Here is a 26,171-nt window from a genome sequence, read left to right as displayed (position 1 = left end):
TGTATGAATAACCGGTAACTGTCAGATCAGGTCTGAGCTAATACAACTAAGAAGGTGCACATTGATATCATTTTTGAGCGCATCCAAGTCCAGCTGGAAAGATATGGTCTGGTCATGGCCCATATCTACGATGGCAACGACAGATATAATGTCTTTGTAGTTAATAAAACTGATTTTTTTAAACTACAAAATATCAATTGTGAATATCTGACGGTACGAAAATGCTGAATACAAAGAGGCTGGTTTGAACCAGCCTCTTTATCGCTATCAGGCTTTCGCCTTCGCAACGGACACCATTGCAGCGCGAATCGTACGACCGTTCAGGGTATACCCTTTCTGCATCACCATCAGTACGTGGTTCGGCGCCACGTCATCGGACTCCATCATGGCAATCGCCTGGTGAACATCCGGGTTAAACGGTTCGCTGATCTGCCCAACCACCTCCACGCCGAATTTACGTACCACATCCAGCATCGATTTTTGCGTCAGCTCAATGCCTTCAATCATCGGCAGCAGATCCGGGTTCTCACGGTCAGACACTTCCAGCGCGCGATCCAGGCTATCGAGCACCGGCAGAAGCTCGTTAACAAACTTCTCCAGCGCAAACTTATGCGCCTTTTCCACATCCTGTTCAGTACGACGCCGCAGATTCTCCATCTCCGCTTTAGCGCGCAGCAGACTGTCGCGCTCCCGCTGCTGAACTTCGGCTAACTGGGTCTCCAGGTTAGCAATCTGTTCATCGCGCGGATCCACCGTCTCAGCACTCTCTACCACTTCCACCTCTTCGTGCTGCTCCATGGCGATGTCTTCCGGGACTTGCTCTTCTGGTGTTTTCTGTTCTTTACTACTCATGAAATTCTCCGCGTTTTTTAGCATTCATCTCGCTGCTTCGCTTATTATGGGGATCGGTAGCCGGGTTTCAAGGGAACCTGACATAATGAATCCACCGCTCAGTTCAGGGAACTTCAGCAAAATGCATAATCATTTCAACTGCATCGGAATTGTCGGACACCCGCGTCACCCCACGGCTCTGACCACCCATGAAATGCTCTGGCGCTGGCTGTGCGACAAAGGCTACGAGGTGATGGTTGAACAACAAATCGCCCATGAGCTAAAACTCAAAAATGTGAAGACCGGCACACTGGCGGAAATTGGTCAGCAGGCGGATCTCGCCGTTGTCGTCGGCGGCGACGGTAACATGCTGGGGGCCGCCAGGGTGCTGGCGCGCTATGATATTAAAGTGATCGGCATTAACCGCGGAAACCTCGGCTTCCTGACAGACCTCGACCCGGATAACGCCCAGCAACAGCTTGCCGATGTTCTCGAAGGACACTATATCACTGAACAGCGCTTTTTGCTGGAAGCCCAGGTCTGTCAGCAAAACTGCCAGACGCGTCTGAGCACCGCCATCAATGAGGTGGTGCTGCATCCGGGCAAAGTGGCGCACATGATCGAGTTTGAAGTCTATATTGATGAAGTGTTCGCTTTTTCCCAGCGTTCCGACGGCCTGATTATCTCCACTCCCACCGGTTCTACCGCATACTCGCTTTCCGCCGGCGGCCCTATCCTCACCCCATCGCTGGACGCCATCACGCTGGTGCCGATGTTCCCGCACACCCTCTCGGCGCGCCCGCTGGTGATTAACGGCGACAGTACCATCCGCTTGCGCTTTTCCCATATGCGCAGCGATCTGGAAATCAGTTGCGACAGCCAGATAGCCCTGCCCATCCAGGAGGGAGAAGATGTTCTCATTCGTCGGTGTGATTACCACCTGAATCTCATCCACCCGAAAGATTATAATTATTTCAATACATTAAGCTCAAAGCTGGGCTGGTCAAAAAAATTATTCTAAAAATTGTTTGCGCCGCTTTACTGTATATAAAACCAGTTTATACTGTGTGTAATTACAGTTCTGTTATTTTATACAGGAAGGTGGCTTATGCTGGCGCAACTGACAATCAGTAACTTTGCTATCGTTCGCGAACTGGCTATCGATTTTCACCATGGAATGACCGCGATTACCGGTGAAACCGGCGCGGGCAAATCGATTGCGATTGATGCGCTGGGGTTGTGCCTTGGCGGCCGGGCGGAAGCCGATATGGTGCGCCAGGGGGCTAATCGAGCCGATTTGTGCGCGCGTTTTGCCCTGAAAGATACCCCGGCCGCACGCCGCTGGCTGGAAGAAAACCAGCTGGAAGACGGCTGCGAATGCCTGCTGCGCAGAGTGATCAGCCACGATGGCCGTTCCCGCGGTTTTATTAACGGAACCGCGGTGCCGCTCTCTCAGTTACGCGAGCTGGGTCAGCTATTGATTCAGATTCACGGTCAGCACGCCCACCAACTATTACTCAGGCCCGAGCACCAGAAAACCCTGCTGGACGGCTATGGCGGCGAACAAGAACTCAATCGTCAGATGGCCGACAGCTATCGTCTGTGGCATCAAAGCTGCCGCGATCTCGCATGGCAGCAGCAACAAAGCCAGGAGCGCACCGCCAGAGCAGAGCTCCTCCAGTATCAGTTGAAAGAACTCAATGAATTCGCGCCAGTGGCCGATGAATTTGAACAAATTGATGAGGAGTATAAGCGCCTGGCCAATAGTGGGCAGTTACTCACCACCAGCCAACAGGCGCTGGAGCTGCTCTCGGAAGCAGAAGAGATCAACCTGCAGAGCCAGTTACACAGCGCCAGGCATATTATTGGCGAACTGGTGGGAATGGATAATAAACTTTCCGGCATTCTGGATATGCTGGAAGAAGCCGCGATCCAGGTTGCCGAGGCCAGCGACGAGTTGCGCCACTACTGCGACCAGTTAGATCTCGACCCCAACAGACTCCATGAGCTGGAACAGCGTATATCGCGCCAGATTGCCCTTGCCCGCAAGCACCAGGTGGCTCCTGAGGCGCTCCCGGCGCTGCATCAGGCGCTGCTCGAGGAGCAACAGGCGCTGGACGAGCAGGCCGACTCGCTGGAAATCCTCACTCAGGATGTCGATCGCCACCGCCAGCAGGCGCTGGGCGTCGCTCGCCACCTCCATCAACAGCGGATACTATGGGCAACAGAGCTCAGCCAGTTCATCACTGAAAGTATGCACTCACTTTCAATGCCCCATGGGCAGTTAACCATTGAGGTGACGTTCGATGAACAACACCTTACCGCCGAGGGCGCCGACAGAGTGGAATTCAAAGTGTCTACTAACCCGGGGCAACCGCTACAGCCTCTCGCCAAAGTCGCCTCCGGCGGAGAATTGTCGCGCATTGCCCTGGCGATTCAGGTGATTACGGCCAAAAAAATGGAAACGCCAGCGCTGATCTTTGATGAGGTGGATGTTGGCATCAGCGGCCCCACCGCCGCGGTAGTCGGCCGGCTACTGCGCCAGTTGGGGGAATCCACGCAGGTGATGTGCGTGACTCACCTCCCCCAGGTTGCCGGCTGCGGACACCATCACTTTTTTGTCAGTAAATCCACCGACGGGGCAATGACAGAAACACATATGCTGCCGCTGGATAAGCAGTCCCGGCTCCAGGAACTGGCACGCCTGCTGGGGGGCAGTGAAGTCACCCGTAACACCCTCGCGAATGCCAGGGAACTGCTTGCCGCCTAAAGCAGGGGCAGGTTTTTGATTATCCGGCAGCCAGACAGTTCATTACTGGTTAAAATTAGAGCAATTACTCAGTTTGAACGATTTTAACCGCCGTCTGAACTAACTTTTTTGGCTTCAGACGGTCATAGTGAAGCGCTCTGGTGTTTTAAACTGCAAGAAGGTTTATTATCATCGGCCTATGACTATGAGCCACGCACTTGCCCGGCCCGAAAAGGAATCAAATAATTATGCGCTGTAAAATGCTGACCGCTGCCGCAGCAGTTCTCCTTATGATGACCGCAGGTTGTTCTACCCTGGAAAAGGTGGTCTACCGTCCTGATATCAGTCAGGGGAACTATCTGACCTCTACCGACGTAGCCAAAATTCATACCGGTATGACGCAACAGCAGGTTGCCTACGCGCTGGGTACACCGATGATGACCGATCCTTTCGGTACCAATACCTGGTTTTACGTATTCCGCCAGCAGCCGGGGCATGAAAACGTGACCCAGCAGACGCTGACGCTGACCTTTAACAGCAGCGGCGTACTGACCAATGTTGACAACAAACCGAAGCTGGAAGCACAGCAGTAATCGCGGTTCTGTAATCGAAAAAGGTGCCTGAAGGGCACCTTTTTGCTGTCAGCGTCCGGTTGTTTTTCTGAAATGAGTACCGGGGATGATAACCGGACATCCGGGCAATTGCCTGGTACCGCCCATCAGGAAATGAGTTAACGCGCTACTTCTTAGCGGAACGCTCTGCGCGCTGGCGACGCAGCTCTTTTGGATCGGCAATCAGCGGCCGGTAAATTTCGACGCGATCGCCATCCTGGACACAGTCAGTGAGTTTCGCTGGCCTGCTGTAGATACCCACTTTGTTCTGGCTGAGATCAATATCCGGACGAAGTTCCAGCAGCCCGGACGCAGCGATGGCCTGCTCCAGCGTTGCCCCCTCCTGTAGCGTTACCCTGCGCAGGTATTGCTTTTCCGGGAGTGCATAGGCAACTTCAACCCGGATACTACGCGACACTGTAGACCTCTCTGGCCCGGGAGGTAAAAGCCTGGACCATATTCGACGCCAGTTCTTTAAACACCCGCCCAAATGCCAGTTCGATCAACTTATTGGTAAATTCAAAATCGAGATGGAATTCGATGCGGCAGGCATCCGGGCTCAGTGGGGTAAACTTCCAGCCACCCATTAATTTTTTAAACGGACCGTCGACCAGATGCATCAGAATGCTCTGGTTGCTGGTTAAAGTATTGCGTGTCGTAAATGTCTTACTAATTCCGGCTTTCGACACTTCTACCGCGGCGGTCATTTGCCCCGGCGCCGAATCCAGCACCCGGCTCCCCACGCACCCTGGCAAAAATTCAGGATAGGAATTAACGTCGTTCACGAGCTGATACATTTGCTCTGCGCTGTAAGGCACCAGCGCAGTCCGGCTAATCTGCGGCATATCTGTTCCTGTCTTTCATCTAACCGGCGAATAATAACATTTATCAACATGCAAAGAAAAACTCCGCCGCAAGTCGTGCTAATATATGCGCTTGCCCCGGAAAGGACGGGCTGCCAACATCGGCCTGATTACGTATACTGAGCAGCATTATGACAAAGAAAAAAGCACACAAACCAGGCTCAGCCACTATCGCGCTCAACAAACGCGCCCGCCACGAATATTTTATCGAAGATGAGTATGAAGCAGGGCTGGCTCTGCAGGGATGGGAAGTTAAATCGCTGCGCGCAGGCAAAGCCAACATTGGCGACAGCTATGTGATTCTGAGAGATGGTGAAGCATGGCTGTTTGGCGCCAACTTTACACCGCTGGCCGTTGCCTCAACGCACGTGGTTTGCGATCCAACCCGCACCCGGAAACTGCTGTTGAACCAGCGCGAACTGGATAACCTGTACGGGCGAGTTAACCGCGAGGGATACACCGTGGTGGCGCTGTCGCTCTACTGGAAGAACGCCTGGTGCAAGGTCAAAATCGGCGTAGCGAAAGGTAAGAAACAGCACGACAAACGTTCTGACCTAAAAGAGCGCGAATGGCAACTGGATAAAGCGCGGATCATGAAAAACGCGGGACGCTGATCCCGCGCACTCTTTGTGTTACTACCTGGCGAAGCGACCGATTACGGATTTTTAGCCACTGCTACGGCGTACTAAAAATCACCACAATGATTATTTGCTAACCTATTGCTTTATGAAGAAAAAGGCTGAGGTATTAGACTGGCGCTATGGCGACTAAATCTGATATAATCCTCAGAACACTATGGGGCTGATTCTGGATTCGACGGGATTCGCGAAACCCAAGGTGCATGCCGAGGTGCGGTAGGCCTCGTTAACAAACCGCAAAAAAATAGTCGCAAACGACGAAAACTACGCTTTAGCAGCTTAATAACCTGCTTGAAGCCCTCTCTCCCTAGCCTCCGCTCTTAGGACGGGGATCAAGAGAGGTCAAACCCAAAAGAGATCGCGTGGATGCCCTGCCTGGGGTTGAAGCGTTAAATCTAATCAGGCTAGTTTGTTAGTGGCGTGTCCGTTCGCAGCTGGCAAGCGAATGTAAAGACTGGACTAAGCATGTAGTACCGAGGATGTAGGAATTTCGGACGCGGGTTCAACTCCCGCCAGCTCCACCAAAATTCTCCATCGGTGATTACCAGAGTCATCCGATGAAGTCCTAAGAGCCCGCACGGTGCAAGCCCTGCGGGCTTTTTTGTGCCCTCAATTTGTCCCGCAAAATCTCAAGCAAACTAATTTAATCTGAACTTTTTAGGCCCATTGATAGGCCCAACGAAAAGCTCTATTGTTTTCGTTGGGCCTAAAAGCATGGAGACGACTCATGGCAAGACGAACCAAGCCGTTAACGGATACGGAAATCAAAGCTGCAAAACCTAAAGATACCGATTACCAGCTATACGATGGTGATGGGTTGACGCTGCTTATCAAATCCAGTGGAAGCAAGCTCTGGCAGTTCCGTTATCATCGACCTTTAACAAAGCAGAGAACCAAGCAAAGCTTCGGTGCCTACCCTGCTGTCTCGCTTTCCGATGCGCGTAAACTCAGAGCTGAATCTCGTGCATTACTGGCAAAAGAGATCGATCCGCAGGAACACCAGAAAGAACTGGCAAGGAATTCTCTGGAAGCAAAGACCAACACGTTCAAACTTGTCGCTGAACGTTGGTGGAACGTCAAGAAAGCTAGCGTCACAGAAGACTACGCTGAAGATATCTGGCGTTCACTGGAGAGAGATGTTTTTCCTGCAATCGGTGATATAAGCGTCACCGATATCAAAGCCCATACATTGGTTCAGGCGGTACAACCGGTACAGGCCAGAGGTGCGTTAGAAACCGTGCGTCGCCTTTGCCAGCGTATCAATGAAGTCATGATTTATGCGCAGAACACAGGTCTGATCGATGCTGTTCCCAGCGTCAATATTGGCAAAGCCTTCGAGAAACCCCAGAAGAAGAACATGCCAAGCATTCGACCCGATCAGTTACCGGGACTGATGCAGACCATGCGAACCGCCAGCATTAGCCTGTCAACCAGGTGCCTGTTTATGTGGCAGCTTCTCACTATCACCCGCCCTGCCGAAGCCGCTGAAGCTCGTTGGGATGAAATAGACTTTGATGCTAACGAATGGAAAATTCCAGCAGCCAGAATGAAGATGAACCGGGATCATACCGTTCCGCTGTCCGATGAAGCTCTCGCTATTCTGGAAATGATGAAGCCACTTAGCGGTAACCGGGAATTTATCTTCCCCAGCCGTATAAAACCGAAACAGCCTATGAACAGCCAAACGGTAAATGCTGCGCTCAAACGTGCTGGATTTAGCGGTGTGCTTGTCTCACATGGATTGCGCTCAATTGCCAGTACCGCCCTTAATGAACAAGGATTTCCGCCTGATGTCATTGAAGCCGCGCTTGCGCATGTCGATAAAAACGAGGTACGACGCGCCTATAACCGCAGTGATTATCTTGAGCAACGTCGTCCAATGATGCAATGGTGGGCCGATTTTATTAAAGCAGCAGATAGTGGAAGCATTATTGATGGTGGAAAAAAGGGGTTACGCCTTATCGGGTAACCCCTACCGCCTGATCACTGGATTAACTCTTCACTACTCCGATTACAATGTCCTTTCAATATTTATATTTTTACAGCCTTATTAAAGGCCACTTCAATCACTTCGTCCTTTAGGGACCAGTCATAAATCCTTTTATACATTGTGCTGCCAACGGCCTGATACCTTACTCTTTCTCCGTTCCCCTCTAAATCTAGCTTTCGTTGCTCCTCTTGCATAAATTTATCGATGTCACTTAGCAGGGAATCAATAGCTTCTTTTTTAGTATCCCAACCGCCTACCGGTTTATTTTCTAAAAGAAGCTCTATGATTTTTAGTTTTAGAGGGGCATAAATCTTTTTCTTACTATTCCCTCCCATACTGGAAGCATTTTTTCGTTCTAACTCCATTTGTTCTGCAAACGCTTTAATACCTAGAGCCGTATAAGCCCCATCCCTCATATTTAAGAATCTAAGGGCTTGCAATAAAGTAGAATGACTTTCTTCATGCATACCAAGGTTTTTCTGATGTATTCCCCAGTGATAGCAAACATATGCTTTCATAACAAATTCATCGATGCTTGTCTCTGGGTCACCGTTTCGAAATAATGGACTATCAAATTCTTTAACTGGACAATTAAAATTTATTAGAGGAAATCCTTCACATGAATACCCATTAGATTTTAAGACTTTACTTATCTCATCACCCCTTAGTAAGTCACCTTTTTCATCTATATATTCATCATTATTATTAATAAAGTTACCCAGATTTCCGGGCCGAAAACCGTTCCTATGCCGTTTAAGAATAACTTCTGCATCTTTTATAATTTGGTCTATACCCGGCTTAGAGTCAGCTATCTTGGCGAAATGGCGTTCAAATTCCGCAGACAGCACCTCAAAAAAAATATCATTTTCTTTCATCATGTTACCCCAGATTTGAGTATGGAATAGTCAAAGTAAAAAAATACGCTTACTAGACGTAAATGACAGATGCCCTAGGCAGTTGTAACTTCGGGCTCACCTTCAACGTCAATACGAGAAACATGCCATGACCATGCAACCAATAATGATCATACGTTTACCCGGTGTTCTAAAGAGAATCGGTATCGGACGCTCCACCGTTTACGACTGGATGAATCCTAAATCGCCCCGTTACGACCCAACATTCCCCAGACCAATTCAACTCGGTCAAAAAGCTGTTGGTTGGCGCGAGTCTGATTTGAATCACTGGTTATCATCACGCTGCAATACTGTACATTAAAACCCAAGCTTCCTGGGGCATTCCCCCAGGGGGCGTTGATAAAAGTCAAATTAATCAATAGATAAATATCCTTTCAACTCTCTAACCAGGAATAACGAAAATGACTACGACATGCCCAGAATGCGGTTCTGATCGTGTAAGTGAACGACATATAGGCAGGAAGACGGGAGGTATTGCCGGAGGCGTGGCTGGAGCTCTCAGTGGCGCAGGAGTAGGGGCAGCTATTGGCTCGGTTGTGCCTGTAGTGGGAACAGCGGCAGGAACGGTTATTGGTGCTCTATTGGGAAGGTTTGTCGCTGGAGCAACTGCCGGAGCTGTTACCGGTTCGGCTATGGATGGGGTGCTGTTTGACAGGTATGAATGTCGGGAGTGTGAGCATACATTCGACTGATTATACTAATATTTATTATCTTTTCCTCCCTCAGTAATACATCCTTCACGTTCAAATTTCTTATGAACCTCCTTTACTGATTGATCTGTGCTGTCGATCGGCTCAAGCTTTTTAATAGTTAATACTGATTGTTAAATTAATTTCGATCGGATTTATCTATTGATATAGACGATCAATTTTTGATTTTCGATCGGTATTAACAATTTTACACATCTTCGTCTTCCTGAAAAGATCACAAAAACCTGCCTTCAATCAGGTTGTTCCTGCGGGAAGCCGCTAACCCATTCAGGATTTTTGTAGTGTTGACTGGTCAGCGAAGAGAGAGGGAGTAAATGGAAAACAAAGGCAAGTGGTAACGCCATAGAAGAGGTTGTGAACATTTTTATGAGAGGTCAATCGGCTGGCGTATGAGCTGTTTGCTATGACATAAACAGAATTCGGAAAAATTCAATTTTTAAGGGATTACAAATGAACATTAATTTTATAGAAAGTATTTACTCAAGGAAAGGGCTTATTGCCTCTATTGCTCTTATCACAGTGATGCTTACTGGTTGCGATTCACCAGAGAAAAGACAATTTATGACGGGGTGTAAAATTGCAACCCGTAACGGTTCTGTATGTGCTTGTGCCTGGGAGAAAATGAGTGATATTTATCCGCCAAAGTTACTAAAGGCGATTGGCGATCAACGAACAGCTCCCCCCTCCGGCTTTCAGCAAAACATGAGAAATTCCTTACAGCAATGTATACGTGAAGAATGAATTGAATCTCTCGATTAGACACATTTGAGTTATTAAAAAGAGGTATTAAAGTATGCAACATATAGCAATAAAATATTTTATTGTCGCGTTCGTACTATCACTGATCATTGTATTTTTTAATCTATTTTCAGCAACAGGAAAGATTTATGGTTTTTGGCATGGAGTAAAAATTTTGTTCTGGCTGACGATTGGCCCTGGAATTGGAATGTTGATAGGTGCTTTTATTCGGCAGTGGTTGATACCTGATGCTATATATACTCGTGAGGGTGCTATTGGAATATTTAAAGCAAAAATATTCTGGACAGTTGGGCCACAAGCAATCGGCTGGTTACTTGGGGCCTTGGCAGTTGCAGAACAATTATATTAGCCCCCCGTAAATTGAGTTTTCCAAAGGAGATAAAAATGAAAAAATTAAGTAGTACTATTATATTCCTCTCCGGATTTTTATTCGCTACCTCTTCATTCGCAAATGAAACGTATGATTTAAAATGTACGCTCGATGATGGTGATCAGATGACGATTAGTCATGTCAGCGATACGGTTTACATCGCATTTTTGGCTCCCGGAGACGATCCTGATGAAGGCGGTTCGGTCATTAAACTCGATGTTTCATCAGGTGGTGTTAAGCAAGAATTAACAGAGCCGGGTATGAAATATCCATATTTTACCCTAACCGGGACAGATGAAGAGATCGATGGGAAGATCATTGTTGATTATAACACTGATGAAAACTCTAAAATCTCAGCTTCCTTTGCACAAATAGATAGTAAAGGGAAAAACATCGCGAAAGGCTACTGCAAACCGGACACTATTAAAGCAAGGAATGGACTAACTGAAAAAGGTATTATTGCTGTCAACAATTCCGCTGATACCTCCAGCACTAATGTCTCCCCCAAAGATTTATTCAAATTATCTGTGTCTCAGAAGTATCGCGACTACAGTTCAGTAAGAGTATATTTCTGGAAGTACCAATTAATTAGCAATGTTGACGATCTTAAAATTCAAAAAATTACCGTTAACAGAGGCCATTGTTTGATTAATGAAAAGAAAATCACTTATACCACAAGAGTTCAAGATCAGAACACTCTTAACCGTATTGTTAATGGTAGAAAAGCCAAACAGATTACGGAGGACAACGAAGTTCCAAGAACCAGTTGGGATCTTAATTATAGCGATGTTTACTACTTTACGGTTACGACTGATAGAGATTTTGGAAAATGTAGGCCACAGGAGGTTGTGATTGAAACAAATAGAGGAAGTTCAACTTTCACATGGAATATTTAATCCAGTAAATATTTATCAGTTATGAGAAATTAAGAACGTTCTTGTGCGCTACCTGCCTCCATTGACAGGTAGCGATGTCTATTAATTATTATTTAATAAAACATATAATCCCTCATCACTTCATAATAAAAAATGCTAGTAGAGACCGCAAATTAATCATTATATATACTTAGATCAGGTTGCTTTACAACACATGTAAGCACTCAAGTTGAGATAACCCTAGAGACCTTTCTAAGTAGTGAAGCCCCTTCTCAGCAAAGATCGAACTTTACACTCTGGCACAATAACCGTAGGGGGAATATCATACCCAAAACATTTGGTGATGCTTACGCATCAGGATGATGTTGTGTCCTCCGAAAGGGAATAATTTATGAGTATTGCAGGCATACGTTCCAATCGCGGTGATGGATATCAAACCTTAGTGGCGTTTGATTGGGCCTTGAAGGTTTTATCAGATCCAGACTTTCTATGGCTGGAAGTCGATTCGATAAGCTACTCCGTTGATGATGTCGTCGTAGGAAAAGCGGATGGAAGCGTGATCGTCTGTCAATGCAAAAAAAATCAAACCGATTTTAAGGCCTGGACGATAGCTGATCTTGGCGATGAGCTGGATAAGGCCTTTCATCTGCTAGCGAACACTCCTACAGCTAATGTTCGTTTCATTTCCCGAAATAACTTTGGCGACCTTGCAAAACTCAAAGAACACAGCTCTTCTCAACCAGACGAAAAGAGTTACCGACTAAGCCTAGGAAAAGCACAACAGCAATTGGATGAAACTTTGTCGAGCCAACTTGCGAAAATTACCTCAAGGCTTTCAACATTTGAATTCTTGCGTCGAACAAATTTTGTGGTTACTGATGAATTGGATCAGATGGAGCAGGAACTGCGGGGACAGTTACGACGTGTAGTGAGTAACCCAGACACTGCTTTCAATGCACTCTGGGTAAGCCTAGATAGGTTGGGTGCGCGTATGGAAGGTCCGAGTGTATCTACTGCTGCGCAACATCGTTTAACGAAAAAAGATCTCAATGCCCTTATCCAGCAAGCTGGGTCTATGCTAGTTCCACCCATGAATCTTACAGAAGTACTTCGTTCTTTTTCCAGTACTTCTGCTATAGGTAGGTCCTGGCGACGAGATATTGCAGGACAGCGGCTCGCTAACCCTATTCTGGATGAATTATTAGCTGCGATTGATGCCAAAACACGTTCAATCCTACTTACAGGCCTCCCCGGTTCAGGGAAAACCTGTGTGATGCTTGCATTACAAGAAGCATTGGAAAAGCGCGCAATAAGCCGTTCAGATATTGTCCCTTTATTTATTCAGTCACGCGAATTCGCCAGTCTGGCAACATCAGAGGAGCGCCAGGCTCAGGGTTTAGCACAACAATGGGTAGAAAAAGCAGCAAGACTGGCTGAAGACACTCATGTAATAGTACTCATTGATTCTTTAGATGTACTGTCTATAGCTCGTGAACATCGGGTTTTGCAGTACTTTCTTGCACAGATCGACCGTCTGCTCTTGATCCCTAATATTACTATAGTTACCGCTTGCCGCGACTTCGACAGACATTACGACAAACAAATTGCCGAACGGCATTGGGATTGTGAATTAAAGTGCCGACCATTGAATTGGGATACAGAGATTGCACCTTTACTTGATGTACATGGAATTACAACTAATACTATAGACGCTGTCACACGCGAGTTGATACGCAATCCCCGAGAGTTAGCGCTGTTTGTCGAACTGGCCCAACGAGGCGGCAGTTTCAATGTCGTGACCAGCCAGGAATTGGCTCAACACTATCTTGATACGATTGTGCTTGCTAATGATGAACTAGGGGATGTTGCTATACAAGCGATTGAGGCGATTGCCTCTGAAATGTTGCGCATACGAAGCCTGGTAGTGCCACATCAACGTTTCTCTGCCTCTCAAGATATACAGAGGAAGCTATGTAGCCTTAATGTATTACAGGAAACTCAAGATAGGAAACTAACGTTTGGTCATCAAACTTTATTGGACGTACTTGTCATAAGTAAGGCTATGCGTAATGGCATTACATTGAATGATTTCATAAGCGATTTATCACCAGTTCCATTTGTACGTCCAAGCATACGTAGTTTTATCGCTCAACTAGCGCTGGGAGAACGCCGTGAGTTCAGAAAACAACTCAGGACTGTATTAACAGGGAACGCCGCATTTCACATTAAACGTCTAATAGCCGAGTCTTTTGCAGAACAAAAACCCCAGAATGAAGACTGGCCATTTATTCGAGATTTGCGGGAGAAACAGCGTGATGTTTTCCAAGTAATTTATATCGTGGGCAGTTCAATAGAGTGGCATCATTTTTGGCTCGACTTTCTGATCCCATCTCTAATAATGGCTCGCGATTCTGATGGTATAGCAATGCATGTTAATCGCATCGCTCAATGGAGTAACGTTGATACTACTAGAGTAGCATCATTTTGGATGGAGGTTCTGACACTGGATTGGTTTGATGCAAATATAGTTGCAGACCAATTGACGCTACGCTTGTCACAAATTAAAAAGGAAAATATTGCTATTATAGCTCCATTACTGGATCGGCTACTTGCAATACAACGATCTGAGCATAGCTCTCTTGGCAAGGCTGTAGCTTGCTGTGTGACTGAAGGTATTATGGACGATACTTTTCTCTGGAATTATATAACGGGTGATCTCCAAGAGAAAGATATACTGGAATTTAAATTCGCACGTAAATTGCGGTGCCATGCTCATGAATATGGAAATCGAAACGAGAATTTTATTCGCCAGCGTATGGAGAAATCCTGTATTTTATTGGAGTTAGCCATAAAAGCTATTGAGCACTGGAGTCAATTACGCTCATCACGTTACCGGAAAACTCAATTAGGTTATAGGTATGGATTTCTTGGAGATACATCCTACGAAAATTCTCATCGCATGCGAGATATACATCATGCAGACAGTATGGAAATACTTTTTGACGCTGTTGAAGCAGGTATCCTTTACCAAGCAAAAATAAACTCTGATTGGTGGAAAGAAAACTGTGAGGATCTTTGTTTCAATCTCGAAGGTGCATTGCTCTACTTCGGAATTCTTGCCTGCACCTCATCGCCTGAATCTAATATAGATCTGATTGGCCGAATGCTATGCGATCAAGACATGCTGACTTTTAAACTTTCCTACGAATTAGGTGAACTGATTAAATCAGCATTCAGGTTATTACCTGAGCAGGTACAAAATGCAGTGATGAAAAATATTCTAACTATACATGATGAATATCTCTCGGAAGAATTCAAATTGTGGAGAATGCAGTCGCAAGTAATGTTTATTGCACCAATTCCTTGCTATCTCCGTTCCAATGAATCACAGAAAATATTAGATGAATATGAAAGAATTGCTGGAAAGTTCACACGTGGACCTCATATTCACTCACAAGCTGGTTGGGTGAGAGCCCCCTTCTCATATGATGTTTTCACAGGTGTCAGCAATAAGGCGGTACTTAAACTGTTATCTCATTATGCTGGACATACTCAACGAGAATGGGATGATTTTCTTATTGGAGGGGAGGAAGAAGTGGGTGGGCAATTGCGTGAGGCATCCTCACGCCAGCCCTTACGCTTCCTTAAATTTTTATCCAGCTACTGGATAGATATTCCTGTAAAATTCCGCGATGACATAATGAGTGGAGTTGCGACTTATCTGGCATATCGTTATGGAAATTTAAATCCCAATGAAACATGGGAGCCTCTTGAAGAACCTAATGCATCACTTCTTGCAAGCAAGATTCTGGATGAATTAGAAAGACATCAAACACATTGGCGATGCAATGCCTCTTCAGCTAAAGCGCTAGAAGCCTGCGCCAATGTCATACAAGAAATACAAGAGGCGGAACGACTAATCTTCTTAACTATTGGCTTTGCAGGACTTAATGAGGTCGACCCAATTGAGGGAGATTCTGTTGATTTGATTACACTTGGAATTAATATGGTAAAAGGGGACATCACCGAAGCCTTGATGATTCTGGCTAATAATTTTTTAGAGCAAGAGAAAAAACTACCAAAATTGCTAGTTCCTACGTTAAAACGGTTTGCTGGCGATGAGCATCCAGCTATTCGTGCTTTAGTTTTGCAGCATTTACCATTTATGCAAAGCAAGTCTTTTGATCTTGGCTGGAATTTATTCCACTTAGCGATAAAAGATTTTAGCGGTCTTTGGAGTGTCGCTGAGAGATGTCTTTATTATTCTTACCATGCTCATTTTGAAATTGTTCAACCATTATTGGTTAGCATCTACAATGATGGAGGTGATAAGGATGTTGAAACATGGGGTCGTATTTCGGCTTTATCAGCAATGACAGGACATATTAATTTTGATAAATTCATAAAAGACCTGAATACTCTAGACAAAAAAGAAGCCTGGTTGGGCGCGACTCATGTTTGGACAAATAGAGAAAATATTCGCCAACATAATGAGCAGTGCCTAAAAGGAATTGAAGCAGGTTTAAAAACAAATAGTCCACATGCCATCGAGGTAGCGAAGCAATTCGATCATATATTTGATGATAGTGAAGGAGTAATTTATGTACCATTAGAAATCGTAGATCTCTGTTTTTCTGTTTTTAAAAATAATATTAACACTGAGGAGAGCAAACAATATCAGTTCTATAGGTTACATGAATGGCTTAATGCAATTTCACTACACGATCCGGAACTAGCCTTGTCAGCCACGGAAAAATATCTAATCTTTGCCCGTCATAGCAGACAATATCTGTATGATCACCATAACAGTCTTACTCAGTTGATGACTCGACTTTTCGCTGAAGCAGAAGAACGCGAAGAATCAGATCAAGGAATAATGTTAGAGCGTGTAGTGGCAGTACAAGACATGCTTCTTGCTCTAAGTGTAGAAGGTGTAGCAGATTGGTTAAAGGCGGCAGAGCGACCATGATATTAATGGTGCATATTAGAACTCAAATATACACCTGCAAATTGTATTAGCTCAGATTTAACCTGACACAGCTACGGCACAAATCTAAACCTAATCTGACAGGCAGCTCAGTACCAGATGAAGACTTTCACTGGCGGTTGCCAATGTTTCACTTTTCACAACGAGGGAACTCTATTATCTTCGTTAGGGCCACGAAATGAGGCCCATGATTTACTCCAAGCCGTAGTATTTCAGAGCAGCTTCAGTGAGAACTTTAGTTGCAACTGCCACCCCGACCTTCCAAGTTCCATCGACAGCTTTTCTTAGATTTGATGCAATCCAATTTTTTGCGCCTTTTCCAAAAGGTTCTTCGGGACTTGATGGCGCTTCAGACGCTACAATCCGCGCGAACTCACTTGCATCTTGTTCAGGAATACCGGATTCTTTCAGATAGTTTATGACCGATTCTTTATTATGTGATTGGATATTTACGTTAATAGTTGATTCACTTCCACCAGATATAGCATTACCAACATTCCCATAAATTATCTGTTGTGTTATTTGCCGTGCTTTTGATGCATTTTTTTCATCCATATTCTGAGTACCAAAAGTGATGTGCGCTGCTGCGGGAATTGACTTTTCAAGCTCAATGGTTAGTTCAAGAACTCTATTACGAACAGCTTGTGAAATTTCGGATAATGACACAGCTGAAATACTGCCAGTGATATCATTGCATGCATAGCCATTATAAATTTTTCCTTGTAAAACAAGTATTAGATTTGATGCATCAATCGCAAGAGTCCCACCTTCTGCGCCAACTTTAACAAGTTCGCCAACGGCAGCAATGCTTTCCCTAACGGAAAAGCTATTCCAACTTTCATTTGCATATTTTTCTATTAATATTGAAGGGATAGGTGCATTCTTTATCCCCGAACCAAAGGAGCCGGAAAATGTGCCCTTATACGTTACGCCTATAATTCTGTATTCGGGAAGCACAGCATCCGGCGGATAACCTTCTGATTCATGCTTTACCCACTCTTCTAAATCATTACTTCCTAATCTTGCTGCTAAGAGTCGGAGTTTAAGCAGTATAGGACCCAAACTGGACCCATCTTGCACCACTGACTCTTGGATTTGGTGTAACAGGGACATTGTTCATCTCCGTGTTAAAGCCGATGATGACAGTTTATATGCACAAGCATAGACTTCAATGAATTAATTGAATTCAGCACCTTTATTGATGTGATGAATATATACGTTAACGTTGCTATGCCCTGATTACCCCTGCGCCTGGATACGGGTTTACGGGTAGTTTACTGAAGCGCCGCACACAACGAAAAAACCGGGGCGTCTAGCTTTAAGTTCCAACTTCTTGCCCGCTCTTCGCTCAAAGCAGGTTACCAGATTCGATTATGTGCTGCCAGTGAAAACCGTCAGATCAGGTCTGAGCTAATACATGTAAATGGATAATAGGCTTATTTGATACCCAATCCTGGTTCTGTTCCAAGATGCATCGCCAGCACATGTACGATAGCTTTATCCCAGCGGCAAGTTTTTGAACCAGCAGGAGTGTACACCGTTTTTAAGTGGTAAGGTTGCCCCTGAGTAGTGGGTATAAGACCTTCGTTTGTACGTACCTGTAATCCGGCCTCGATCAGTTTTTTATTTACTTCTTGTGCAGATATGTAACCGAAGTAACATCCAATATCGGATGCAGAAAAAAATAGCTTATTTTCTAAGTACGTTTTGTGATCAAACTGATAGAGAGAATCTATATAATTATCTCTCTCTTTCATTGCCTTTTCTTCGGCCTGTTGTATTTTAGTTATGATAGCCAACAGGATTTCGCATTTGCCTACGATATCGTAATCGTGCAAAACCATAGCCATTGGCTTAATTTTTTCTATAAAATGTTCGGATGACCATACTGAATAATGAGGTTCTTCGTTTTGCTCTTGTGTCTCAAAGTCGTTATCAAGATCAGTCCCCAAGTTATCATCATCGCTAACGTAATTAGCGTATTCCTTTTCATGGTAGGAGATGAGTTTTGTAAGCTCATGGTCTAGCTGTTGCCTGTAATCCATAGTGATAGTCTTTCTCTATATGTTATCTATCGAATATGAGCATTATGCCAAAGCCAGTAGCAGTTTTGCTATACAATATCAGCCAGTATCGATGCATTTTTCGGTTTGCTCGACCTGCTGACGGTTGTATCTAATACTGGGGGGCTGGTCACAGCCGCCAGTGCCTTGAGTTTCTTTTCGTTCATAATTTACCTGTTTCGTTGTTGAAGTGAACATATCAAAAACAGGCAGATACACAATTTAAATTACAGTCTCTGCTTTAATTTCAAAATTTCAATCCTCCCTGCTATTTCCTGCTATTTCCTGCTATTTCCTGCTATTAATAGCAGGAAATAGCAGCTTTCAACTCTCTGAAAAAATCAACTCCGATTTATCTCTATGATCTGATGAACACTCCCATTTACATTCCTCTCCTTGCAAATAGTAATATTCCCATACTCCTCTAGAATCTTTAAAGCCTTATTAAAACGCGCACCATCTCTAAGCTGATATGGAGCATAGCGTCGGACATGTGTTTTAGCGACTCGGGTACACATGCCTCTTTGATTTATCGGTCCATTCAATAACCATTGATAGAGATTCCTTGCATCTTCTTCTCCTTTATCCATTCGTACCGTGAGCAATTTTACGACCTGATTATAATAATACTTAATAGCTTGAATGATATGTTCAAGTGTACCCTGACCTATTTCATCACCTTCAAACTCATAAAAGAAATGAATCAGCGTTGCCATTCTGACCGCATTCTCTGGAATTTTAGAAAGTATTCCTGCTAAGGCTGAATGTTTATTTCTGTCTACGGCTATTAGATTTTCAATTTCATTCTGAAAGATAGAAAATTTTTTCTCTGCCTCGGGTGAAAAACAAAGTGTCCTCGGTGATGCATTGCTGATAGTTAATTCTAATAGTTCGCTAATTCGTTGATGGAATTTATCTAGATTTAGGTTATCACACTTTATCCCGGAAGATTGCTGACGCTGTCCTTGAGTGGTTGTTGTGACTGACCACAAGCATCGAGCAAAAAATCCATTGCCAATGGCACGCTCACCTCTTTTTTTGAGAAAGCTATTCAATTCATTTAACTGTGTCAAAACAAGAATAACAAAGCGGCTGTCATTGATAATCAAGCGATGGTCCTTGCGTTCAACGTCAAAAGGAACTCCATCCCACAATTGATTAAACAAGGGAGAATTACCCATCGCTCTTCCGTTTAACACTCCACCACCTTCATCAGATACCAGTCCAGCAGACCCAATGTTTTCTGATAGCCCTTTGACGATGGCCTCATGGGTTGCGTCGTTGTAAATAAGCTTAGGCAATTTAGGTGGCTCTGGTTTCTCCAGGTAATGTTCCCGAAGCCTTTCGTGCTCGCAGGTATTGTCTTTCCCTTGCTCTTCTTTCTTCCTGATGAGATTAAGTATTGATTTATTGATTGCCTTCCAACCTAACATGTTGGCCTCATACACCTTGACCTTACCGGAGTATGCTTTCAAAGACTGCTTTTCAAACTCCAGTATGGGCTTCATAACTTGATTGAAAACCGCTGTTTTCCGTTCACCTGATTCTGCGATAATCACGTTATACAAAGAAACTGGACTTCTTCGCCCATCACTGTGCTCGAACGTCACCAGCGCCTGAGAAGCCAGTGACATTGCACTCAGGCATGTTCCCACGATCAATTCAACAGGTGCCTGCGTTCTGTCAGCGATGGCCTGCGCAACGCCGTTAAGCTGTCGGGGGAAATGTTGTAATGGAAATTCACTATTAACGAACGTAGTATACATAAGTTTTTCCTGAGCAATTTATCGACATAAAAAGCGATAGGAGCAACTTACATTTAGGTATTTATTTTGAAAAGACCCCAACCTTCAATTAGCATATTTTGGACTTAATTAGTTTTATAATTTAATTTCCGTAATCCCTGACATCAAACCTTGCATTCAATTTACGTCAGTATTGACTACAGCCAAAGCTACGTTGTCCATCTGAATAGTTTTTAGTGTAATCTTTAGTAAGATAACGCAACCTACCTAGTACCAATGGATAAGCTACAAGAAAACTTATCTGATTTTTATTGAGGTGGAAGTAAAAATTATCTGCAAAGTTGACAAGCCAATAATGTTTCTGATAATCAACATCATTATCAAGCTTCAGTGTTCTTATCCATGCATTCATAATCATCAGAGATAAATTATGCGTATATTGACCTTTCTCATCAGGATGGTAGGTGCCCGGATAAGCATAAGTATCTTTATTAAAAAGCAATCCTAAATGGTAGTGTTTGCGTCCGTCCTCATGGAATTCCCTTGCCCATACAAATCGTAAAGTACATGGATGAACCCTTGCCCCGTTATTACTGCGTTTTTGTATATCTGCTGCTATCTGAGCATTAAGGGATGCGATAAACCTGGTCATTAGCGTTGAATCTGCATTGTAGCTGGTATCTGGAATATAAAGTTCTATTTTTAATACCAGCGTCCTTGGATGCTCTTTCAGGGCTTTATCAAGAGTATCCTTTATCCTCTGTTTGTATCGTTTATTCTCAGTCCATTCAGCATGTTGATCTTTTAGCAGATAGTCGTTGGTTATCTTTTTATTCATGATATCTTCCTGAGTTAATTTCTCAGGAATAGATACACTATGATTTTTTACCATATTTATTCTTTCCATCATACTTAACCACATGTATTATAAGATATTTTTTTAGTTACACTATATTAATATAAAACCAACCCGACATAACGAACACATAAAAACCCCAACCTGCAATAGAAGAGGAGTTCTCTTTAAAAACAATTAGTTATTGTGTTATTACATATGATACAAACTCTGAAGTTATTTTTATCCCAAAAAGGCCCACCGTTAACTTATGATAATTAACACACAAAAAAATAGAGTTTAATATTATCAAGATGAATAAATCAGAACGCTATTTATTTATCCATTCCTGAACCTTAATTTAAGTCAAGTTTAGATCTTCAACATTAAATAACTGACCATGCTTCCTGGTGATGCATGGTATTTTTATTTATGCAACTTAACAAGGAATTATCCATGAGATTAGCCAGTCGCTTTGGTCGCGTGAACCAGATCCGTCGTGACCGTCCATTAACCCATGAAGAACTGATGAGCCATGTGCCCAGCATTTTCAGTGAAAATAAACACGAATCCCGAAGTGACAGATACACCTATATCCCAACAATTACCCTGCTGGATAATCTTCAGCGGGAAGGCTTCCGACCGTTCTTTGCCTGCCAGACTCGCGTTCGGGATGAGAGTAAACGCGAACATACGAAGCACATGCTGCGCTTGCGCCGCGAGGGGCAAATTACGGGTAAACAGGTTCCGGAAATTATCCTGCTGAATAGCCATGATGGTTCCAGTAGCTATCAGATGCTGCCGGGCTTGTTCAGAGCTATCTGTTGCAACGGGCTTGTATGCGGTGAGTCTTTTGGTGAAGTTCGCGTACCGCATAAAGGCAATGTTGTTGAAAGAGTAATTGAAGGGGCTTATGAAGTGCTCGGTATTTTCGATAAAGTTGAAGAAAAACGCGATGCCATGCAGTCGCTAATACTACCTCCACCAGCACAACAGGCACTGGCTAAAGCGGCACTGACGTACCGTTTTGGTGAAGATCATCAACCTGTTACCGAATCACAGTTACTGGCTCCACGACGCTGGCAGGATGAATCCGGGGATCTCTGGACAACCTATCAACGTATTCAGGAAAACCTGATTAAAGGTGGCTTATCCGGTCGCTCTGCGCAGGGGAAACGTGCCAGAACTCGTGCCATTAGCGGTATCGATGGAGATTTGAAGCTCAATCGGGCGTTATGGGTAATGGCTGAAAATATGCTGCAACTGGCTTCCTGATAAACCTGCCGTATCAACATTTCCTCCGACTCAATAAACTATTTTTCAAGGATATTAATCATGACCGCAACCATGAGCTTGACACCTGCCCCTTTCCCGGCAAATACCCCGAACGCACCCGAATCCATTACCGTCACCACACTTCCCGATGAACAACGAATAAACTTCTGGCCTCGTTATTTTGGCAATGTGCGCCAGTGGGTATTTCTTGAACCGCAGGTATTTTCCTGGCTGGATTTATGGAGCGCCGATTACCAGGGCGGCGTATGGAAATTTCACACCCTGTCTAACGGTGGCGCTTTTCTTACACCACCTGACTGCGACCACTATCACCTGTTCAATGAAAGCAATGGCAATGAAGCGATACTCAGCACCGAAGCCACAGGAATTGCTGTATGCCTGATGGCATGGAGTCATCATGCCTGTAGAACGCACTGCGAGTCCATGAGCGAACATTATTATCGTCTACGGGATTATGTGCTTCCACACCCGGAAAGCCGCTCTATCATGCATCTTATCGACTGAAGGATATTGCCTGTGACTGACATTCTGTTACTGCCACCTCCTGGATTGCCCCCTACAGTCCAACGCGCTATTAAACGGGCACAAAATCATCTGGAGAAATATTTGCGCAAACCCGGAATACTGCTGACGAATCCAGCACTGACACACGAATGGCTGAAGCTGAAGTTATCCGGGCTGGAACGTGAGGTCTTTATGGTCTTATATCTCGACAGTCAGTTATGCCTACTTGAGCATGAAACGTTGTTTCTCGGCACCATAAACCATATCGAAGTTCATCCCCGCGAAATTATTAAATCGGCGCTGCGCTGCAATGCAGCAAGAGTGATTCTGGTGCATAACCATCCATCAGGCGTTACCGATGCCAGTAAAAGCGACCGTGTTCTGACCACCCGAATTGTTAAAACGCTTGATCTGGTAGATGTGCAAGTAGTGGATCATCTCATCATTGGTCATGGCAACTGTCTCTCTTTTGCCGAACGGGGCTGGCTGTAATGCCGACTCGCTATACTTATCTGTTCTGAACAGGAATAAACTATGGAAAAACACGATAACCCTGAATGGGGGCTTCAATGCGTGGTAATGCCTCGCTTTGGTGCACGTCTGGTACAGGAAGGCAACCACCTGCATTATTTAGCTGACCGCGCCGGAATAACTGGCGCGTTCAATGAAGAAGAGTGCCACCAACTGAATAGCGCATTTCCGCACTTTATAGAACAGATGGAATTGATGCTGCTTTCTGGTGAGCTTAACCCCCACTATGCACACCGCGTCACTCTGTACCATGACGAACTGACCTGTGAATCGGATACACTTGGTAGCTGTGGCTACGTTTATATCGCTATCTATCCCACTCAACGTTAAGTCAATTTCCCAACGAGAAACCTTATGAAAACCCTTCCTGCAAATCAGCGGGCGGCGAAGTCGTGCCCGTCGCCCGTGGCTGTCTGGCAAACGCTGCTTACACGCCTGCTGGAGCAACACTATGGCCTGACGCTGAACGACACGCCATTCAGTGATGAAACTGTTATTCAGGAGCATATTCGACGCCGGTATCACTCTGGCAGATGCAGTTAACTTTCTGGTGGAAAAGTACGAACTGGTTCGTATCGATCGCAGGGGGTTTAACTGTCAGGAACAGTCACCTTATCTTCAGGCAGTAGATATTTTACGGGCAAGGCAGGCAACAGGCCTGTTGCGACGCAACCATAGCCTTTTGGCATTCTGAATCCTTCGCCCCTTACTCAATTACATTCCTGATCTCTCCCCTTTCTACACATTGTAAAAGGCGATTATTTTGGCAAGTCATTATCCAAATATGTTAGGGTAAGAGGCTAACAAACTTATCATAACCGATTGAAATTTAGACATAATCAGGTTTAGGCCCAACGATAGGCCCAAGTGAAAAGTTGAATTATAATTTATTGTAAATAAAACAATGAATTATGCATCCAGTTCAGATCACGCCAGCATCCTGAGAGCCCGCACGGCGCAAGCCCTGCGGGCTTTTTTGTGCCCTCAATTTGTCCCGCGAAGTCCGAAGAGAACTAATTAAATCCGAACCTTTTAGGCCCATTGATAGGCCCAACGAAAAGCTCTATTGTTTTCGTTGGGCCTAAACGCATGGAGACTCCCCATGGCAAGAAAAACCAAGCCGTTAACCGATACGGAAATCAAAGCCGCCAAACCTAAAGATACCGATTATCAGTTGTATGACGGCGACGGGCTCACTCTGCTAATCAAGTCCAGTGGTAGTAAGCTCTGGCAGTTCCGTTACTATCGACCTCTAACCAAGCAGAGAACCAAACAGAGCTTCGGTGCCTACCCTGCCGTCTCGCTTTCTGATGCACGTAAACTCAGAGCCGAATCTAAAGTTTTATTGGCGAAAGACATTGATCCCCAGGAACATCAGAAAGAACAGGTCAAAAATTCTCAAGAGGCCAAAACCAACACTTTCCTGTTAGTTGCCGAACGTTGGTGGAATGTGAAGAAAGCCAGCGTGACGGAGGACTATGCCGACGATATCTGGCGCTCGCTTGAAAGAGATGTTTTTCCAGCAATCGGTGATATCAGTGTCACTGAGATTAAGGCTCAGACTTGTATTTACCCCCGGTTTCCAACCCAGATTTGAATCGTCACTTCTTAGGTTGCCATCTTTTCGGTTGGCAGGTAACCTCCGACTTCCGCTCCTGACACTCAGCCGACATTTGAAATTTTCCCTTTCCCGGACATCTGAACCTGGCTTGAACATGTATTGAAGTAACCAGATTGAGATGTCCATCCCGTAATTTGGCTATTGACTACATCACTCGTGATGCTTTTACTCTCGCCGTGTAAGCGACCGGAAGTATAAATTTAACCCTTTTCAGAATACTCTTTCAGCATCGCAAGAACCGCCCAACGAGCCGCATCGTCTGCGATATTTTCAGGCAGAGCATCAGCTCGCAGATTGATATAAGCGTCAACAGCCATTCTGATGGCAACACCAACGGAGTCACGATCGTGCGTTGCCAACGTGGAAGTCAGCAGGCCGTCAGGATCAATGCCGTAGAATTCAATACGGCGAACCCCACGTTGCGGTAGATTCGCTCGACGGTACAGCATTGGTCCCAGCACCTGCTCGCGGAAGAATGCCAGCATACCAATCGCTTCGAAGAGTTCGCCCCTTCCCAGCTTAACCACTGCATAATGAAGCCAAATCCAGGCTCGGGACTCAAACCACTCCGGCGTCATGTTGGGCCAGTGAGCACTAAATTTTGCCAGTTGTCGCTCCAGAACAGTGTTATCACGGGTAAATAATACTGCTGGCTCCTCAACGCGTTGAGTGAGCATTTCCAGGGTGACAAATTTCAGATCGACATGAAGGAGTTCAGGTCCATACAGGCATATAAGCAGGCGGGGTTCTCCGACATGTTCCCCGGTGAAAGCATGCAGCAGATGGCCTAATGTTCCGGCAAGCTCCCTACGCTGCGTCATGATTTCGTCATAGTGGAGAGGGTCGACGACAACGACAAAATCCAGATCGGAGTATTTATCAAATCCGCCATGAACAATCGAACCGCCAGCAAGAAGGGAATGGATTCGCGAATCAGACTGAAATTTAAGCTTGAGTTGCTCTGCAAAACTTCTGTGTAAATCGGGTAACGTACTCAGCATACTTTTTCCTGCTCACAAAAAATACAAAGCATTTCAGAATATCGAGTTGTTTATATTCAGGCCAGATATTTTTTGCAGGAACAATTATGTCCTTAGAAAATTTACTCACTTAACCGCATGTCCACTATTGGTGGGTAAGATCATCAAACATGTATCAACCAGACTGAAGGCATAATATTTGGTTATTCCGACATCTGGCACACAGTCACGCCAGATGTCGTCCTTTTCGTCTAATCTGTATTAGTCGCGACTTGATCTGACATATGACCTTGAAAGGT

At 44.9% G+C, this 26,171-nt stretch carries 23 protein-coding genes, 1 other RNA gene and 2 pseudogenes; 17 read left to right on the top strand and 9 right to left on the bottom strand.

Annotated elements, in window-relative coordinates; all coding sequences use genetic code 11:
- Window positions 1-267: 267 nt before the first annotated feature.
- Entirely contained in the window at window positions 268-852 is a 585-nt protein-coding gene (gene grpE / locus AQ981_RS24325) for a nucleotide exchange factor GrpE (RefSeq protein WP_058914346.1), read from the bottom strand.
- A gap of 121 nt (window positions 853-973) precedes the next feature.
- Between grpE and nadK the strand changes: the two genes are divergently transcribed.
- The 3 genes from nadK to bamE all read left to right on the top strand — a co-directional run bounded on the left by nadK (window position 974) and on the right by bamE (window position 4,173).
- Window positions 974-1,852 (top strand): NAD(+) kinase, encoded by an 879-nt coding sequence (gene nadK, locus AQ981_RS24320; RefSeq protein ID WP_058914345.1) that lies wholly within the window; start codon window positions 974-976, stop codon window positions 1,850-1,852.
- Window positions 1,853-1,939: 87 nt separating this feature from the next.
- Window positions 1,940-3,601 (top strand): DNA repair protein RecN, encoded by a 1,662-nt coding sequence (gene recN / locus AQ981_RS24315; RefSeq protein ID WP_058914343.1) that lies wholly within the window; start codon window positions 1,940-1,942, stop codon window positions 3,599-3,601.
- 227 nt (window positions 3,602-3,828) lie between these two features.
- A complete protein-coding gene (bamE, locus tag AQ981_RS24310; RefSeq protein WP_058914342.1) occupies window positions 3,829-4,173 on the top strand; it encodes an outer membrane protein assembly factor BamE in 345 nt (114 codons plus the stop codon).
- 145 nt (window positions 4,174-4,318) lie between these two features.
- Here the strand turns inward: bamE and AQ981_RS24305 are convergent, their stop codons facing one another.
- Both AQ981_RS24305 and AQ981_RS24300 read right to left on the bottom strand, forming a co-directional pair.
- Complete coding sequence (locus AQ981_RS24305; RefSeq protein WP_058914341.1) at window positions 4,319-4,609, bottom strand: RnfH family protein; 291 nt, start codon at window positions 4,607-4,609, stop codon at window positions 4,319-4,321.
- A complete protein-coding gene (locus tag AQ981_RS24300) occupies window positions 4,599-5,036 on the bottom strand; it encodes a type II toxin-antitoxin system RatA family toxin (RefSeq protein ID WP_058914340.1) in 438 nt (145 codons plus the stop codon). Before AQ981_RS24300 ends, AQ981_RS24305 begins: the two co-directional genes overlap by 11 nt.
- A gap of 149 nt (window positions 5,037-5,185) precedes the next feature.
- Here AQ981_RS24300 and smpB point away from each other — a divergent pair, with 149 nt between their 5' ends.
- From smpB to AQ981_RS24290, 3 genes are all read left to right on the top strand, one after another.
- Window positions 5,186-5,668, top strand: a complete 483-nt coding sequence (gene smpB, locus AQ981_RS24295; RefSeq protein ID WP_058914339.1) for an SsrA-binding protein SmpB — start codon at window positions 5,186-5,188, stop codon at window positions 5,666-5,668.
- A gap of 183 nt (window positions 5,669-5,851) precedes the next feature.
- Window positions 5,852-6,216, top strand: a transfer-messenger RNA (tmRNA) gene (gene ssrA / locus AQ981_RS26520).
- Window positions 6,217-6,419: 203 nt separating this feature from the next.
- Window positions 6,420-7,661 carry an integrase gene (locus AQ981_RS24290; RefSeq protein WP_058914338.1) on the top strand — a complete coding sequence of 414 codons (1,242 nt, stop codon included), beginning with the start codon at window positions 6,420-6,422 and terminating at the stop codon, window positions 7,659-7,661.
- A gap of 62 nt (window positions 7,662-7,723) precedes the next feature.
- Here AQ981_RS24290 and AQ981_RS24285 read toward each other — a convergent pair whose 3' ends face one another.
- Window positions 7,724-8,560 (bottom strand): hypothetical protein, encoded by an 837-nt coding sequence (locus AQ981_RS24285; RefSeq protein WP_154675982.1) that lies wholly within the window; start codon window positions 8,558-8,560, stop codon window positions 7,724-7,726.
- A 124-nt stretch (window positions 8,561-8,684) separates the two neighbouring features.
- Between AQ981_RS24285 and AQ981_RS26515 the strand changes: the two genes are divergently transcribed.
- The 5 genes from AQ981_RS26515 to AQ981_RS24270 all read left to right on the top strand — a co-directional run bounded on the left by AQ981_RS26515 (window position 8,685) and on the right by AQ981_RS24270 (window position 16,279).
- Window positions 8,685-8,897: a helix-turn-helix transcriptional regulator gene (locus tag AQ981_RS26515; protein ID WP_071609010.1), complete on the top strand. Its 213-nt coding sequence runs from the start codon at window positions 8,685-8,687 to the stop codon at window positions 8,895-8,897.
- A gap of 859 nt (window positions 8,898-9,756) precedes the next feature.
- Window positions 9,757-10,047, top strand: a complete 291-nt coding sequence (locus AQ981_RS27800; RefSeq protein WP_154675981.1) for a hypothetical protein — start codon at window positions 9,757-9,759, stop codon at window positions 10,045-10,047.
- A 52-nt stretch (window positions 10,048-10,099) separates the two neighbouring features.
- Window positions 10,100-10,414 (top strand): hypothetical protein, encoded by a 315-nt coding sequence (locus AQ981_RS24280; protein WP_058914336.1) that lies wholly within the window; start codon window positions 10,100-10,102, stop codon window positions 10,412-10,414.
- 35 nt (window positions 10,415-10,449) lie between these two features.
- Window positions 10,450-11,331 carry a hypothetical protein gene (locus AQ981_RS28280; RefSeq protein ID WP_058914335.1) on the top strand — a complete coding sequence of 294 codons (882 nt, stop codon included), beginning with the start codon at window positions 10,450-10,452 and terminating at the stop codon, window positions 11,329-11,331.
- 370 nt (window positions 11,332-11,701) lie between these two features.
- Window positions 11,702-16,279, top strand: coding sequence for an AAA family ATPase (locus AQ981_RS24270; RefSeq protein WP_058914334.1), 4,578 nt, complete (start codon window positions 11,702-11,704; stop codon window positions 16,277-16,279).
- 210 nt (window positions 16,280-16,489) lie between these two features.
- Here the strand turns inward: AQ981_RS24270 and AQ981_RS24265 are convergent, their stop codons facing one another.
- From AQ981_RS24265 to AQ981_RS24250, 4 genes are all read right to left on the bottom strand, one after another.
- Window positions 16,490-17,410, bottom strand: coding sequence for an AbiTii domain-containing protein (locus AQ981_RS24265; protein WP_058914333.1), 921 nt, complete (start codon window positions 17,408-17,410; stop codon window positions 16,490-16,492).
- A gap of 323 nt (window positions 17,411-17,733) precedes the next feature.
- Window positions 17,734-18,342 (bottom strand): hypothetical protein, encoded by a 609-nt coding sequence (locus tag AQ981_RS24260; protein WP_058914332.1) that lies wholly within the window; start codon window positions 18,340-18,342, stop codon window positions 17,734-17,736.
- A 359-nt stretch (window positions 18,343-18,701) separates the two neighbouring features.
- Window positions 18,702-20,126 carry a YfjI family protein gene (locus AQ981_RS24255; protein ID WP_058914331.1) on the bottom strand — a complete coding sequence of 475 codons (1,425 nt, stop codon included), beginning with the start codon at window positions 20,124-20,126 and terminating at the stop codon, window positions 18,702-18,704.
- A 166-nt stretch (window positions 20,127-20,292) separates the two neighbouring features.
- A complete protein-coding gene (locus AQ981_RS24250) occupies window positions 20,293-20,943 on the bottom strand; it encodes an inovirus Gp2 family protein (RefSeq protein WP_058914330.1) in 651 nt (216 codons plus the stop codon).
- Window positions 20,944-21,396: 453 nt separating this feature from the next.
- Between AQ981_RS24250 and AQ981_RS24245 the strand changes: the two genes are divergently transcribed.
- The 6 genes and pseudogenes from AQ981_RS24245 to AQ981_RS24225 form a co-directional block, all read left to right on the top strand.
- On the top strand, window positions 21,397-22,215 hold the full coding sequence (locus AQ981_RS24245; protein WP_058914329.1) for a DUF932 domain-containing protein: 819 nt from the start codon (window positions 21,397-21,399) through the stop codon (window positions 22,213-22,215).
- Window positions 22,216-22,275: 60 nt separating this feature from the next.
- The gene (locus AQ981_RS24240) at window positions 22,276-22,740 is read left to right on the top strand and encodes an antirestriction protein (protein ID WP_082683269.1); all 465 of its coding nucleotides are present in this window, start codon (window positions 22,276-22,278) and stop codon (window positions 22,738-22,740) included.
- A gap of 12 nt (window positions 22,741-22,752) precedes the next feature.
- Window positions 22,753-23,232: a RadC family protein gene (gene radC, locus AQ981_RS24235; RefSeq protein WP_058914328.1), complete on the top strand. Its 480-nt coding sequence runs from the start codon at window positions 22,753-22,755 to the stop codon at window positions 23,230-23,232.
- Between the two features lie 42 nt (window positions 23,233-23,274).
- Window positions 23,275-23,601 (top strand): type IV toxin-antitoxin system YeeU family antitoxin, encoded by a 327-nt coding sequence (locus AQ981_RS26505; RefSeq protein WP_071609008.1) that lies wholly within the window; start codon window positions 23,275-23,277, stop codon window positions 23,599-23,601.
- Between the two features lie 24 nt (window positions 23,602-23,625).
- Window positions 23,626-23,965 (top strand): annotated as a pseudogene (locus AQ981_RS26500) (TA system toxin CbtA family protein).
- A 408-nt stretch (window positions 23,966-24,373) separates the two neighbouring features.
- Window positions 24,374-24,862 (top strand): annotated as a pseudogene (locus AQ981_RS24225) (integrase arm-type DNA-binding domain-containing protein); the annotation flags it as partial.
- A 230-nt stretch (window positions 24,863-25,092) separates the two neighbouring features.
- On the opposite strand, the gene AQ981_RS24220 reads toward AQ981_RS24225, so the two are convergent.
- Window positions 25,093-25,893, bottom strand: coding sequence for a nucleotidyltransferase domain-containing protein (locus AQ981_RS24220; RefSeq protein ID WP_058914326.1), 801 nt, complete (start codon window positions 25,891-25,893; stop codon window positions 25,093-25,095).
- Window positions 25,894-26,171 lie beyond the last annotated feature (278 nt).

It is taken from the genome of Entomohabitans teleogrylli (assembly GCF_001484765.1).
Taxonomy (GTDB): Bacteria; Pseudomonadota; Gammaproteobacteria; order Enterobacterales; family Enterobacteriaceae; genus Entomohabitans; species Entomohabitans teleogrylli.
The sequence above is the reverse complement of the archived record's forward strand: the minus strand, read 5'-3'. Positions and strand labels throughout refer to the sequence as shown.